Origin of the sequence: Fontibacillus phaseoli, assembly GCF_003337355.1 — a bacterium.
In the GTDB taxonomy this organism is placed as follows: domain Bacteria; phylum Bacillota; class Bacilli; order Paenibacillales; family Paenibacillaceae; genus Fontibacillus; species Fontibacillus phaseoli.
The window spans coordinates 57,787-72,308 of record NZ_QPJW01000010.1; the positions used below are offsets into that span (position 1 = coordinate 57,787).

Below are 14,522 nucleotides of genomic sequence, written 5' to 3' on the forward strand. Positions count from 1 at the left end.
ATAACATGATGTTTTCTCTAACAACGGTATACTCTATTTGACAAATTAGTGCTATTATGCTATTATATAAGCGATGTTGAATTGATTAGCCCATTGATTTGACTATCCGTCATTTTAACATGTTTTTTATGGTTTTACAAGATCATTTTTTTCTAATAAAAATGAACGCTGGTCCTTCGGGATCAGCGTTTTTATTGTTTTCCTTCATTAATCGTGTTGGCTGGGCCTAACTCTGCTTTTCGCTCCGCTTCTCCCAAACCTGCTGAAGTGCATTGCGGAATGCTTCAAGAGGTTGGGCTCCGGAAATGGCATACTTCTCATCCAATACAAAGAACGGAACGCCGCGGATTCCAATTTCGCCGGCCACCCGTTCGTCACCCCGGACTTCAGCGAAATACGACTCGGAGGTCAATATTTTTCCAACTTCCTCACCGTTTAATCCAATGCCCTGAGCCAGAAACACAAGGGTATCTAAATCCCCGATATTCAACGAATCCGTAAAATAAGCTTTAAACAGCCGTTCGGACATCTCGTTCATTTTCCCCTGCTCCCCCGCATAATGAGTCAAGCGATGAGCATCCAACGTATTCGTAGGAATCATCGTATCGAACCGTTAGACGAGACCTTCGTCGGCGGCTTGCTCCGCTACCCGGTCATTGGCGGCTTTCGCTTCTTCCAGGGACATTCCATACTTTGCGGCTAAAATTTCTTCCATGCTGGATCGGGTTTCTTTAGGCGCATTCGGATCCAGTTCAAAGCTGCGGAACATCACATCAACCTCATCTTTATGCGGAAACTGCTGCAACGCTTTTTCGAATCTTCTTTTTCCGATATAACAAAATGGACAACCATAGTCCGACCAGATTTCTACCTTCATGATGTAATTGCCTCCCATTCATGATCGCTGGTTTATTCAGCGGATCAACCCCAGTTCCTTCGCCTGCTCTTCCGTTAAAATAAACTGCTCGCTTTCCCAAAGCTCATCGGTACTTGAAATGCCGAACATGATCATAATTTTTGACCAGATGTCTTTTTCCACAGCTTCACTCTGCGTAATTATGATTTTCATGATCGATCTTCTCCTTTTATCCGTTCACTCTTTGCCTTACTTCCTGTTTAACCGGTTACCCGGATTTTGAAGCTAAAGAAGGTCTACGTTATAAAGAGGACAAATATTCCAATGAAATATATCGAACCTACGTCTACTACCTCCTGAAGTACATTATTTAACATACCCCGGCTAAAAATTCAAATTCGAACGACAAGTTAATCCAAAAGGCCTATGGCGTTTCATTCCAATTATGACGAATATATTATCATACCCCTTTCTTTGGTCGCAGATCCTTCTTGGTATTCAGGGACTTCGGCCCAAGTTCGGGAAGCTCCATTTTTAATTCTGCGTGGGAGGTAAGGCCTGGAATCGTCATTGCATTCATCCCTACTTTGCTTTTATGTCGTTCGCCGCTCCTATTTCCGCTAAGAACTTACTAACTTAATTCCATAAAAGGAGTGTACTTCTTCGTGAAAATCAACGCTTTCCCCCGCAGATTTGCCATGCTTATCGCTATCTTTTTAGTGTTTGCCGCATTCGGAAACCATGTTCAAACCGCCCAAGCCGACAATAATCTCGCCCCGGGGGCTAAAACAACCTGGTTGTGGCACACGCAATTGATCAAAACCTCACCCGCCGAAATTCTTGATTTTTCTGAATCTCAACATATCGGAATCATCTATCTTCAAATCAGTTCGAAAGTTGATCTTGATTCATACAGAACCTTCATCCGTCAGGCCCGTTCCAAGCAGATCGAAGTCCATGCTCTGAACGGCGCCCCGGATTGGGCATTATCCACCAGCCGGCCCAAACTGGATTCATTCATGAAATGGATTGTTGACTATCAGAAGACCGCTGCTCCCGAAGAGATGCTGGCAGGAATTCATGTGGATATCGAGCCCTATCTCCTTCCCGAATGGAAAACCGATTGGTCAGGTCTGGTCACGCAGTGGCAGGAAAATATTGATGCGCTCGTTCAACAAGCGGAAGCCGCAAATTTGCCGATTTCAGCCGCATTGCCATTCTGGCTCAACAACTATAAAGTACCGGGAAGCGACCAAACCTTAAGCTCCTGGATGATCTCCAGATTCGAATCGGTTACGCTCATGTCCTACCGCGATCAAGCCAAAGCCATCTATGACACGGCCAAAAATGAGCTCCTGGAAGGTGAACGGTTAAATAAAAAAGTGTACACGGGCGTTGAAACGAAACCCTCTTCCGAAGGTAACTTTATTACTTTCTACGAAGAAGGCAATGCCGTATTAAACGAACAACTCTTGCAACTGGAACAGCTCGCTTCGGCCCACGCTTCCTTTGAAGGGATCGCCGTGCATGACTTGGTAGGCTGGATGGATCTCGTTAAACGGGACGAGCCCCCAGCAAAATAACAAAGAACCCGGTTCGTTTAGCCTTCAGTTGGCTTGACGGACCGGGTTTTTCTTTTATGAATTACGTTCGGGACTCTGCAATGCGATAGTTGTTCCACGCGAAGCGCCAATTATTATTAAAAGGTAGCGTTTTCATAAAAAGGAATGTCTCTGACTCAAGACTTGACTCATTCATTACTTTCTTATTTCAAGTTTAATCGACTCCGCCCGATTTCCAGGACTTTACGGCTCGTACCAAATCGACCGCATTTTGCTTTATTGTCTCGTATCGTCCTTCTCGCACGAGTGCCGAATGTACTAAATACCCTCCAATCCCAACGGCCGTTGCTCCCGCTTCCATGAATCCGTGAATATTGTCAAGCCGTACGCCGCCTGTCGCGATCATTGGAATATGATTCAGCGAAGCCCGGATCTCCTTCAAATAGCCAACCCCAAGCGTAGCCATCGGAAACACCTTCACTGCGGTGGCCCCAGCCTTCCAGGCTCTTACGATTTCCGTCGGCGTCATGGCCCCCGGAAAAACGCCGATGTTGTTACTCCGCGCAAAGTCTACAACCTTCTCGTCCAGGTTCGGCGAGACCAGATATTCCGCTCCGGCCCTGACAGCTTCTTTGGCCTCTTCCAGATCCAGCACCGTGCCTGCTCCGATCTTCATCCGTTCACCGAATTTTTCCCTCCAGCCTGAAATCATATCGATCGCACCTTTGGTATTCATGGTTACTTCCGTAAATACGATGCCGCCGCAACAAAGCGCTTCAGCTATGTTACACGCCTTTTCTTTCGGTACACCACGCAAAATGGCGACGATCTTTTCTTCCTTTAGCCGTTCCAATAATGCTGTTGTCATACCGTTCCTCCTTAGTATGTACTTCTTTTCACTTACATTCTAACTCATAACATATGACTTGTAGAGCCCAAAAAGTTATAATGATTCGTAACGCATAAATTTCCAAAGGAGTGACATTTATGAAGTTTACATTTTTGGGACATTCATCACTTTTTATCGATACCGGAGAGTACAAACTGATCGTCGATCCATTTCTGACGGGAAACCCGGCAGCAGCGGTCCAGGCCGATGAAATCCAGGCGGATTACGTACTGCTGACCCATGGTCATTCCGATCATATCGGTGACGCGGAGCATATCGCTAGGGCAACCGGGGCAACGATCGTCGGGATTGTCGAACTTGCCGATTTTTTTGAATCAAAGGGGTTAAAAACCATCGGCATGAATCTGGGCGGGTCTTTTAAGTTCCCTTTCGGAAAATTAACCTTCACCCCCGCCCTGCACAGTTCTTCCGTACAAGTTGACGGAACTAATGTTTATCTCGGCGTAGCGGCTGGAATTTTGCTGGATCTGGACGGTTTCATCGTTTACCATGCCGGGGATACCGCCTTGTTCAGCGATTTGAAACTGATCGGAAATCGCCGCGACATCGATCTCGCCTTTTTGCCGATCGGCGATTATTTCACCATGGGGCCCGAAGACGCCCTCATTTCAGCCGAATGGCTTCATCCCAAGCATGTCGTCCCGGTTCACTACAATACGTTCGGACTTATCGCCCAGGACGGAGAGCAATTTGTCGAGGAATTGAAAAAAATAGATATTCGCGGCCATGCACTGAAACCGGGAGAGAGTCTGGATACTTCAGATTTGGACAAGTAAGAATGCTGTAAACGCTAAACTCCACAGTCTTCCGGTATGAATATCTGTGGAGTCTATATTCACTCTTTTAATTAATGTAATGAATCATTCAATCCGTTAATTCTTTTCCCTTCGTCTCGGTACCAAGCAGGAATACGGCCAATGCGCCAATCAGGATCGTGACGAAGAAAATCCAGAAAATCGAACCGATGGAGAATTGACGGGCAACCAACATGCCAACGAGATACGGCCCGATAATGCCTCCCACCCGGCCGAAGGAAGCGGCCAAGCCTACCCCGGTAGAACGGACCCGGGTCGGATACAGTTCCGGCGTATAGGCATACATGCCTCCCCATGCTCCCAGGTTGAAAAAGGACAAACAAATGCCCGCTGCAATAAGCATTCCTTCGCTTGTTGCATTCCCGAACCACGCAGCGCTCACCGCCGTCAGGAGCAGATAGACCACCAGGACGAATTTGCGGCCGAATTTCTCGATAAAATAGGCGGCCGTAAAATAACCCGGCAGTTGGGCAAGCGTCATGATCAGCACATATTCAAAGCTTTTCACAAGACTGAAGCCTTTAAGCATCATCACATTCGGGAGCCATAAAAACATGCCGTAATACGAGAAAACAACCGTAAACCACAGGATCCACAACATGATCGTGGAACGTCTATGAGGGCCTGTCCAGACCGATACAAAACGTTCCTTGACGGAAAGCCTGCGGTCCTTCTTTCCGGCTATCCTTTGAGTAAACCGCGGCGGGTCCTGAATCGACTTCCGCAGATAGAGCGCATATAATGCCGGAATTGCGCCAATCAGAAATGCGGTTTGCCAGCCGTATTTCGGAATGACAAAATAGGCGATCAAAGCGGATAAGATCCAACCGGCGGCCCAAAAGCTTTCCAGCAAGACAACCATTTTCCCCCGGTCTTTTGCCGCAACCGACTCCGATACCAGCGTGGATGCAACGGGCAGTTCCCCGCCCAGGCCGAAGCCGGCTATAAAACGCAGCACGCATAACACGGCAAAACCGGTGGCAGCCGCCGACAATCCGCTGGCTATCGAAAAAATGAGCAGCGTCCAGAGCAGTACAGCTTTGCGGCCGTACTTATCGGCCATAATTCCGGCAATCGCCGCGCCAAACGCCATGCCGACCGAATTGATGCTCGTAAAGAATCCGGTCTGCTGCGGCGTGAGGCTCCATTCCGCGGCCAGTGCCGCAGCGATAAACGAAATAATTCCGACATCCATCGCATCGAACATCCAGCTTAGCCCGGCGCTCATCAGCAGCTTACGTTGCTTAGGCTTTGAAGCCGTTTCTGCAGTATTCATTTGTATTCCCCCACTCATCCTCGAATCATTTTCTATATCGCTTAGCTTGCATCTTATTTTAGCAAAAAATGCTATTCTTTTCACAAAAAAATCCCTGTGACGAAGCTTAATGAACCGCGAGTACAACCATGCCAATCCCGGCTGCCGTCAAATGGCCACGTTCAATATCTTGAACGGTTTCGTCCCCAAAAATAACTTCCCAACGCCCTAACTCCGGTAACCGGTATTTCCCTCTATCGGGTAAGGCTTGGTACAAAACGTACAGATGCCGGGCGGGATCACCTCCGGCATGATCCCGTAACGTATATGCTATCGCAGAATCCTGAACATGCTCTACCTGAAGATGCCTTACCACTTCCGCCGCCGTTCTTAGCCGGAAAGCGGGATGCTGCCTTCTTAGTCGGATCAGCCTGCGCACACGCTCCACTTCATCCCAATGCTCCGCACAACGAACCCAGTCCAACCGATTGATCTCCGCTGGAGCCTGAAAGCTGTTTTCAAGCCCATTTTTGGACCGCAGAAACTCCTGACCGGCATGAAGAAACGGAATCCCCTGGGAAGTCAGGACGATCCCCGTAGCCAACCGGTGCATGCATCTACGCGCTTCATGACTTGCCTTCAGCGCCGAACAGGACAATTTGTCCCACAGCGTTTGATTGTCATGGCATTCGGCATAATTCACACTCTGGGAAGGCTCGGACGCAAAACCGCGTAAATCGTCATTATAATGAATGGCACCACAGACCCCGCTCATAATTTGTGCTGCCTGCCCCAACCCGCCGTTCACAAAGCCAGGCTGCTCAGGTTTGAAAATATCACCTTTGATCGCATTACGAAGCTCTCCGTTAAAATAGCCGATCCCCGGCATCCGGGATGCTTGTGACTGATTCGCTCTCCGCTTCGGATCAAGCTCCGTTTCCATCAACCATCCCTCCCCGAGCAGCAAAATGCTTGGATCGGTTTCATTCAGCCGACGGCGGATCTCGTTCATCGTCTCCACGTCAAGCAGACCCATCAAATCGAAGCGAAATCCGTCTACCTGGTACTCGGTTGCCCAATAGACCACAGAATCAACTATAAATTTCGACATCATCCGGCGCTCTGAAGCGCAGTCGTTTCCGCAGCCCGATCCGTTCGAGAAACTCCCATCCTTTTTGTAGCGTAAATAATATCCCGGAACCAGCTTCGTGAAATGAGCGATATATCCATCGTAAATATGGTTGTACACCACGTCCATAATCACCCGAAGGCCTTGGTCATGCATCGTTTGAACGGCATGCTTCAATTCGGAGATCCGGAATTCCGGCTGAAAAGGATCGGTAGCATAGCAACCTTCCGGCGCATTGTAATTTTTCGGATCATAGCCCCAGTTGTACTGCCCACCCAAATATCCTGTCCCGGATTTCGCTTCATCCACGCTGGCTTTAGCGAAATCTTGAAACGGCATGAGTTGAACATGGGTGACCCCCAAATGCTTCAGATAATCCAAACCGGTAAGAATGCCTCCGGGCCCCTGCGTTCCCGTTTCAGTAAATCCGAGATACTTCCCCTTGTTCTTGATGCCGCTCTCCGGATGAAGCGAGAAATCGCCAATATGTACTTCATAAATTACCGCGTCGGTGAATGAGGCAAACGGCGGTTTATCCTTAGTCCAGCGGTCCGGGTTGCTTTTGAACAAATCAAGAATAACGCCTTTGTCCCCATTCACCCCAACCGCTTTGGCATAAGGGTCCACCGCTTCTTTCCAGTTTTGGCCAACCCGGACGAAATAAGTGTAATAAACTTGTTCCAGGTTGCGGGTAACGGTTAATACCCAAGTACCGCGAACATCCCTGGTCATCCCCAATTCTTCATAGGTCTTGCTGTCCCAGGAGGGGTATAATCTCAGTTTTGCCTCCGAAGCCGTAGGTGCCCAAAGCCGAAATGCTGTCTGTTCCGGTGTATAAAACGCACCTAAATCATTCCCTTCGTAATTGAACGCTGCATCAAAATCGCGCGAAAAAACAGAGATCCCCCCGGTTACGGCGAGATCTCCATAATCTGTTACCATGTTTCTTTGCTGCTGAACCGCCAAATCGGTCCCTCCCTAAGCCTAAGATCACAAGCAAGTTCCTGTGATCATAACATGTTCTTGGCGCAGCCAAGTTATGCGGCTTATAAAGAATCATTGAAAACTCGGCAAGCGCAGAACATGACCCTGAAGGGTTAGTACATATTTTGTTTAGGCGGTCATGCTGCGGTCTTTTTTTGCCATCATCCGTTGTCTTATAAAAAAAGCTCCCAAAAGCACCAGTAAAAATCCTACATAGGAAAGAATCAGCAACCGGAGATCCATGCCCGGAAAAACAATCGATGCACTCAGAATCCCGAACAACCAAATGCTCGATAAGTTACCGATAATGTTGGACCATGTATAGGGGACCGTTCTCAAATTGGACACGGCCGACATAAAAGAAATAAGGTTATTAGGCATGATCGGAATCGTCCGCAAAAAAATAACGGCCCAAACCCCGTACCGGTCCAGGCTTTTTTGCCAGCGTTCATATTTTTCCAGCTTGGACAGCCATTTTCGGTTAAACCAATCGAAAAACATGAACTTGCTAATTAAATAAACGGCCATTCCGGCCACCGAACCGGCGATCCAACTGGCCAACAGTCCATTAGCTACGCCAAGAACGGAAATATGAAGCATGACGAGGGTCGCGAAAGGAAATACCCCGACAATGCCCTGAAGCAATGCGAGCGGAATCGTGATCAGAAGTATCCAGAATCCTTTGATTTGGGTAACTTCAAGCAGCCACCCGGTTATTTGCTCAATCCAGTCGTTCAATGCAGTTCTTCTCCATTCTCATCATCCGGTTCTACTCTTTTCCCTAAAATCACCAGGTCGCGTTCTACCCCGTCCAGATTCGCTACCCGGGGCAAGAATGCCCACGCTTCAAATCCGAATTTGCGGAGCAAGGAAAGACTTGGTTCATTATGGGCGAACACAAAGCCAAGTAACGTCTTGACCGAGATAATCGGGCAATGTTCGACGGCCTTCTTCAACAATATGCTTCCAATGCCTTTGGAGCGGTGAGCCTCAGAAATATAGATGCTGATCTCCGCGGTCGCTTGATAGGCCGGTCTGCCGTAAAAAGATTGAAAGCTGAGCCAGGCAACGATCTCTCCCCGTGATTTCATGACCCATAAAGGCCTTGAATCCGGAGCATGATCATCAAACCAGCCCACGCGGCTTTCCACCGTGACCGGTTCCAGATCGGCCGTAACCATCCGTCCCGCAATCGTCTCGTTGTAGATCGCCACGATGGCATCCAGATCGGTAAGCGACGCATCTTCAATCGCGTAACCTTCAATCTCGGATTTGTACATAATGTTCCACCTTCGGGAAAGGATCATAAAAATGATGCAACAATGCCTTCCATTCTTCATATTGCGGCGACTTTCTAAAGCCTACTTCATGGTCAGTAATCGTGTTCCATTTTACGAGCAAAATATATTTATCCGCCGTTTCCACGCACTTGTGCAATTCATGGTCTATATACCCGTGCATCTGAGATATGATTTTGGAAGCTTTGCGGAAATTACTCTCAAAATCATTGATCATTCTGGGCTTTACCTGCAGCTCGGCTACCTCCAATATCATTTCATCATCTCCTTCGTTTACTGATTATAGCACGGACTAAGCGCTTTATGAATCCATATCGCAGCTAAGGAACCTTCGCCCATGGCAACGGTAACCTGTTCAGCATGAATTCCTACATCTCCAGCCGCGAACAGGTCTTTAACATTGCTCTCTTTGCTGCGCGGATCGGTTTCGATATACGTTCACTCCACCTCTTACTATTCATCCCGGTGACCCGGTTTCATTCATTAAGAATACGAGGTAATGAAGCGGGGGAGCCTAAGTGTATATTAAACACAATGGGGCAAATCCAAAGGAGGTGAAATCATGGATAAAATTTTGGTAAAGCTGCTGGGCAACGGAGTCATTGTTATGGCTATGATGATGCTACTCAGTAATGCCACTTTTATCGGTTCGCTCCTTACCGCGGTGGCCTTGTCGGCCTTGGCTTATTTGTTGGGCGATCTGTTCGTCTTGCCGAGGACCAATAATGTAATCGCGACCCTTACCGACGGGGTACTTGCTTTTGCATTCATTTGGGCTATCTCGGCAAACAGTGCCTGGAGGCTATCGCTGGGTGAAATATTGTCTATAGCAGTGGTTTTGATGCTATTTGAATACATGTTCCATAACTGGCTGCTGAAGGATGGAATCCGCCGGGACCGCAGCGCACGGATTCGATAAAAGATGGGCTGATAGTTTAGCCCCTGAAGCAGCAAAAAAAGCCTATCGATTTACTGATGTCTCCGTTCTCAGATAGGCTTTTTTGCTGTTGTGCTTGGTTAAGAGCCGAGGACTACTCGGTCGTCAGACAACTTGTGCCCGCTGATGCGCTCAAATTCGCCGATCAGCGATTCCATCGTCAAATGGCGTTTGGTGTCTTCATCCACATCGAGGATAACGCGGCCGCCGTCCATCATAATGAGACGGTTACCCAGGCGGATCGCCTGCTCCATGTTATGCGTCACCATGAGCGTCGTCAGCTTCAGTTCGCTGACGATATTTTGCGTAAGCCGGGTGACGAGCTCCGCACGGGCGGGATCCAGGGCTGCCGTATGTTCGTCGAGCAGCAAAATTTGCGGCTCTGTGAACGTCGCCATCAGCAGGCTGAGCGCCTGACGTTCCCCGCCGGACAAAGTTCCGACCTTGGCCTTGAGGCGCCCCTCCAACCCGATGCCGAGCCGGCCCAGTTCCTCGCGGAACATGGCGCGCCGCTTCGAGGTGACGCCGATGTTAAAGCCGCGGGATTTGCCGCGGGAATACGCCATGGCGAGGTTCTCCTCGATCGTCATATGCGGCGCGGTCCCGGCCATCGGATCCTGAAATACCCGGCCGATCCAACGGCTGCGCCGGTATTCGGGCAGATGGCTGATTTCATGACCGTCGATGCGGATTTCACCGGTGTCGGGTTTGATCACACCGGAGATCATATTCATCAAGGTCGATTTTCCCGCGCCGTTGCTGCCGATGACCGTCACGAAATCTCCCGGCCGCAAATGCAGATTCACGTCGATCAGCGCAATTTTCTCATCGGGGGAACCGGGGTGAAACAATTTGGATACATGGCTAAGTTGCAGCATCAGAGCCCACCCCCTACTTGCTTGCTATCGGTCATTGCACTGATTTCCATGGAGCGCTTCTTGGCCACGTTTTTCTGTTTCCACGATCTCCGTGCAGAAGGCAGCACCAACGCAATCACGACAATGACGGCCGTAATCAGCTTCAAATCGGTTTGTTCCAGCCATTCGATGCGCAGCGCCAAAGCTACGACAATACGGTAAACGATCGAGCCCAGAACGGCGGCCAGCGTGGCGAAGAACACGGTTCTCGCCCCGAATATCGCCTCCCCGATAATGACCGAAGCCAATCCGATAACGATCATCCCGATTCCCGAAGAAATATCGGCAAAGCCCGATTGCTGGGCAATCAACGCTCCGGAAAGAGCGACAAGGCCGTTTGAGAGGCTCAGGCCCAGGATAATCGTATTGTCGGTGTGGGTTCCGAAGCTGCGGATCATCCGTTGGTTATCCCCGGTGGCACGCAGCGCCAGCCCCAACTCGGTACGCAGAAACAAATCCAGCAGCAGCTTCACGATCACGACGATGAACGGCATCAGCAAAAGCGGAGAAATCGAATTGAATACCGTCGTTTCCCCTAGGAGCCCGACGTTCGGTTTACCCATGATCCGCATATTGACGGAGTATAGCGCAATCATCATCAATATCCCGGACAAGAGTCCATTAATTTTTCCCTTCGTATGAAGCAGTCCCGTAACCGCTCCGGCAACCATGCCGCCGATCATGGCGGCGATGGTCGCCAGCCATGGGGACGATCCGCCCGTAATCATGACGGCGGCGATAGCTCCGCCGGTGGTAAAACTCCCGTCCACGGTCAGATCCGGAAAGTCCAGAATCCGGAACGTGATATATACACCCAGTGCCATCAGTGCGTACAGCAAGCCGGATTCGAGAGCGCCGAGTAACGAGTTCATCATGATGATTACCTCCTAAAATTAAGCCCAAAAGGCCACTAACCTCATCGACTATTCGATCAGATTGTTTTCCTTGTCCTGAACCTGATCTTTCATCGCGTCAGTCACTTCAATCCCTTGCTCGGAGGCAGCCTTCAAGTTGAGGATAAAGTCCAGCTTGTCCGGTACCGTAACCTTCATATCCCCGACTTTCTTTCCGTTCTTCAGGGCTTCGACCGCCATTTGCCCGACTTGATAGCCATGGTCGTAATATTTGAAACCTACGGTGGCAAATGCCCCATGCTCTACGGTATCCCGGTCGCTGGAGAAGAAAGGAATGTCGTTGTCATTAGCTACTTTAATGACCGTATTGACGGCTTCCACCACGGTATTGTCCAACGTGATATAAATCGCATCCACCCGGCCGACCAAGGATTCGGCGGCTTGCTTAACTTCCGAAGTATTCGTCACCGATGCTTTTACCAGCTTGATGCCGTGTTTTTCGAGCGCCTTTTCGGCGTGGTTTGTCATGATGACGGCGTTCGGCTCGCCTTGGTTAATGACGACGCCGACGTTTTTTACGTCCTTGAAATTGCCGGCAATAAAGTCCATCAGCTTCGTAATCGCCTCCGGATTCGTATCGGAAGCGCCGGACACATTGCCGCCCGGCTTGTCGAGATTGTCGACCAGCTTAGCGTCAAGCGGATCCGTTACCGCCGCGAACAGAATCGGCGAATTTTTTACTTGTCCTACAATCGCTTGAGCCGGAGGCGTTGCGATCGCCAGAACGAGATCGTATTTTTCGCCGGCTATCTTTTGCGCAATCGACATATTGTTGGTAGGGTCAGCTTGTGCGTTGCTATAATCGACGGTCAGATTTTCCTTTTCGATCAGGCCCGCATCCTTGAGCGCTGCCATGAAACCTTCGCGCGTGGCATCCAAAGACGGGTGCTCGACATACTGGGAAATTGCGATTTTGTAAGATTCCTTCGCAGAATTCTCAGCCGCTCCCGCATTCGATGCATTTGTTTTGTCTCCCCCGTTACCGGCATCGGAATCCGCCGTTTTGGCCGAATTGTTGCCGCATCCGACCACGCCGACTAATAATGCCGTTACCGCCAAAAACATGCTTAGCTTTTTCCTCAATTTCATTTAAATAACCCCTCTCCCTTTAAATTGACGACCCAATAAATTTAGGCCATGAAAGCATGATCCTGTTACCGCTTTTATCGGTGAAAGTTTTAAAGCAAGAAGGTGTACAGGTATGCTTCTCCCTCTTACCGATGTATTATTCCTATATTAAATGGTGGTCAATTATCCGTCAATCGCTTTCTTGCGGTTACTGACTACCCTGACAATCCACGTTAAATTTCCAAACCAAAAAGGGTCCCGTTATGGAACCCTGTTCATTGAATATGAAAAAAGGAGCCGTTTTCTAACCCCCTACACTTTGGAGTCGAAAAAATGATGTTTCGCTTTGATCCCTGTCGCTGTCAGTTCGAGGATTCCAAAAGAGTACTTCGGTTGTCTCCGTTTATCGGTGGGCGAGCCCGGGTTGAACAGCAAGAGACCATCCTTCCGTTCCGACAACGGCAGGTGGGAATGCCCGAACAAAATCCCGTCCAGCGTCTTGCCCGCAAAAGTCCGTAGCGCTTTCTCCTTGGCGGTTCCCCTTCCCTCCGGCAAAAAACCGTGGGTTAACCCGAGCTTCAACGATCCCGATCCCAGCGTGATCACTTTATGATAACCAAACCGATTGACCACTGCAGCGGGATCATTGTTGCCGGCAACTCCTTCAACCGGTGCCAGCGCGGAAAGCTGGTCCAGCACTTCGAGCGAGGTCCAGTCACCGAGGTGAATGATTAGATCAGTCCGACGTAAATACTTCACCAGCGTCGGCGGCAGGCCCTTTGCTTTCCGCGGCATGTGCGTATCCGATACGACCCCGATCCTCATCTTCGGCTACCTCAGCGGAGAAGCGGCCATACGGATGTAGGTATGCCTGCGGCCTCGGATCGCCATGGACAAGGCCATAATGTTCTCGGGTGTCGCCATGCCGGCAAATCCGGCATCGCCGATATGCTGGATGTCGGCCCCCGCCCGCTTGGCGCTGAGCGCAATGGAGCGCACGGTACCTTCATCGGCGCCTTCCTGGCTGGTGCCGATCGCTGTCAATGCCAAAGCGCCTCTTTCTTTAACTTTGGCGATGATCTCCGCCAGTTCTTGCTCGCGAAGTCCGGGCACGGTTCCCGGTGCCGGGAACAAAACGATGTCCGCCCCCGCCTCGGCAAACGCGACGGCGGCCTCCCGGTCGACGACGCGGCCGCGCGTGCCGGCGCCATGCATTTTACCGGCGATGATCAATCCGCCGAAATGCTGCTGAGCGGTGCCGATCGCTTGCGATATCTGCGCATTGGTAACCCCAGTCTTAGGGTTACCCGTCAAGCAGACGAAGTCGCAGCCAAGCTCCTTCGCTTTCGCCAGACTGCGGGCTGTCGCACGGCGACCTTCCGGGAGCGCGTTCAAAGACTCCACCGCGTCTGCGGACTCATCGACCGGCTCGAGATTGATCCCGACCGGCAGTCCGGTCAGCCGTTTGATCTCCGCAATGGGGTTGCCGTCAAATCCCGGTCCGCCAGAAGGCGAGAACATATCAAACGGAACGATGCCTTTCACTTCCGGTTGAAATACATCAAATACGTTGAGCAAAATCAAGTCCGCACCGAACGCCTTGGCCAGTTCGGCATTACTGATTTCCGGCAGCAACGGTTGCGAAACGACGACCGTTTCCGCCACGACAGTTCTTCCTTCCGCGGCCAGAATTGCTCCCTTCAAATCCTCGCGGCCCATCTGCCGGAAATCCGATGCCCGGCAGTCCAGCACTCTTTTCATAGACTCACCTCATTGGTTATTTAGTTTTCTTGCTTCTATTCTACATTCCTATTGTCGCTCAAATTCCATTACCCTCAGTTTATCACCGATCAAAGCCGGTGAACATTGAAGAGTGA

15 protein-coding genes and 1 pseudogene are annotated in these 14,522 nt (G+C 50.0%); 3 read left to right on the forward strand and 13 right to left on the reverse strand.

Going from position 1 to position 14,522, the window contains the following annotated elements; genetic code table 11:
• Positions 1-226: 226 nt before the first annotated feature.
• Positions 227-877: pseudogene (locus tag DFP94_RS19425) on the reverse strand (DsbA family oxidoreductase).
• 36 nt (positions 878-913) lie between these two features.
• Positions 914-1,069 (reverse strand): hypothetical protein, encoded by a 156-nt coding sequence (locus DFP94_RS25595; RefSeq protein ID WP_181873225.1) that lies wholly within the window; start codon positions 1,067-1,069, stop codon positions 914-916.
• A 452-nt stretch (positions 1,070-1,521) separates the two neighbouring features.
• Between DFP94_RS25595 and DFP94_RS19430 the strand changes: the two genes are divergently transcribed.
• Entirely contained in the window at positions 1,522-2,439 is a 918-nt protein-coding gene (locus DFP94_RS19430; RefSeq protein WP_114498138.1) for a hypothetical protein, read from the forward strand.
• Positions 2,440-2,632: 193 nt separating this feature from the next.
• On the opposite strand, the gene DFP94_RS19435 is transcribed toward DFP94_RS19430, so the two are convergent.
• A complete protein-coding gene (locus DFP94_RS19435) occupies positions 2,633-3,286 on the reverse strand; it encodes a bifunctional 4-hydroxy-2-oxoglutarate aldolase/2-dehydro-3-deoxy-phosphogluconate aldolase (protein ID WP_114498139.1) in 654 nt (217 codons plus the stop codon).
• Positions 3,287-3,405: 119 nt separating this feature from the next.
• Here DFP94_RS19435 and DFP94_RS19440 point away from each other — a divergent pair, with 119 nt between their 5' ends.
• The gene (locus tag DFP94_RS19440; protein ID WP_114498140.1) at positions 3,406-4,104 is read left to right on the forward strand and encodes a metal-dependent hydrolase; all 699 of its coding nucleotides are present in this window, start codon (positions 3,406-3,408) and stop codon (positions 4,102-4,104) included.
• 88 nt (positions 4,105-4,192) lie between these two features.
• Here DFP94_RS19440 and DFP94_RS19445 read toward each other — a convergent pair whose 3' ends face one another.
• The 5 genes from DFP94_RS19445 to DFP94_RS19465 all read right to left on the reverse strand — a co-directional run bounded on the left by DFP94_RS19445 (position 4,193) and on the right by DFP94_RS19465 (position 9,065).
• A complete protein-coding gene (locus DFP94_RS19445) occupies positions 4,193-5,419 on the reverse strand; it encodes an MFS transporter (RefSeq protein WP_114498141.1) in 1,227 nt (408 codons plus the stop codon).
• A gap of 106 nt (positions 5,420-5,525) precedes the next feature.
• Positions 5,526-7,493, reverse strand: a complete 1,968-nt coding sequence (gene pulA, locus DFP94_RS19450) for a type I pullulanase (protein WP_114498142.1) — start codon at positions 7,491-7,493, stop codon at positions 5,526-5,528.
• Between the two features lie 147 nt (positions 7,494-7,640).
• Positions 7,641-8,249 (reverse strand): TVP38/TMEM64 family protein, encoded by a 609-nt coding sequence (locus DFP94_RS19455; RefSeq protein ID WP_114498143.1) that lies wholly within the window; start codon positions 8,247-8,249, stop codon positions 7,641-7,643.
• A complete protein-coding gene (locus DFP94_RS19460) occupies positions 8,246-8,791 on the reverse strand; it encodes a GNAT family N-acetyltransferase (protein ID WP_181873226.1) in 546 nt (181 codons plus the stop codon). Before DFP94_RS19460 ends, DFP94_RS19455 begins: the two co-directional genes overlap by 4 nt.
• The gene (locus tag DFP94_RS19465) at positions 8,772-9,065 is read right to left on the reverse strand and encodes an antibiotic biosynthesis monooxygenase family protein (protein WP_114498144.1); all 294 of its coding nucleotides are present in this window, start codon (positions 9,063-9,065) and stop codon (positions 8,772-8,774) included. Before DFP94_RS19465 ends, DFP94_RS19460 begins: the two co-directional genes overlap by 20 nt.
• Positions 9,066-9,371: 306 nt before the next feature.
• On the opposite strand from DFP94_RS19465, the gene DFP94_RS19470 reads away from it, so the two are divergent.
• A complete protein-coding gene (locus DFP94_RS19470) occupies positions 9,372-9,728 on the forward strand; it encodes a DUF2512 family protein (RefSeq protein WP_114498145.1) in 357 nt (118 codons plus the stop codon).
• Positions 9,729-9,826: 98 nt separating this feature from the next.
• Here DFP94_RS19470 and DFP94_RS19475 read toward each other — a convergent pair whose 3' ends face one another.
• From DFP94_RS19475 to DFP94_RS19495, 5 genes are all read right to left on the reverse strand, one after another.
• Positions 9,827-10,624, reverse strand: coding sequence for an ABC transporter ATP-binding protein (locus DFP94_RS19475; protein ID WP_114498146.1), 798 nt, complete (start codon positions 10,622-10,624; stop codon positions 9,827-9,829).
• Entirely contained in the window at positions 10,624-11,538 is a 915-nt protein-coding gene (locus DFP94_RS19480) for an ABC transporter permease (protein WP_114498147.1), read from the reverse strand. Before DFP94_RS19480 ends, DFP94_RS19475 begins: the two co-directional genes overlap by 1 nt.
• 48 nt (positions 11,539-11,586) lie before the next feature.
• The gene (locus DFP94_RS19485) at positions 11,587-12,666 is read right to left on the reverse strand and encodes an ABC transporter substrate-binding protein (RefSeq protein ID WP_114498148.1); all 1,080 of its coding nucleotides are present in this window, start codon (positions 12,664-12,666) and stop codon (positions 11,587-11,589) included.
• 291 nt (positions 12,667-12,957) lie between these two features.
• Positions 12,958-13,470 carry a metallophosphoesterase family protein gene (locus DFP94_RS19490; protein WP_114498149.1) on the reverse strand — a complete coding sequence of 171 codons (513 nt, stop codon included), beginning with the start codon at positions 13,468-13,470 and terminating at the stop codon, positions 12,958-12,960.
• 6 nt (positions 13,471-13,476) lie between these two features.
• Positions 13,477-14,406 (reverse strand): DUF7916 family protein, encoded by a 930-nt coding sequence (locus DFP94_RS19495; RefSeq protein WP_114498150.1) that lies wholly within the window; start codon positions 14,404-14,406, stop codon positions 13,477-13,479.
• Between the last annotated feature and the right edge of the window lie 116 nt (positions 14,407-14,522).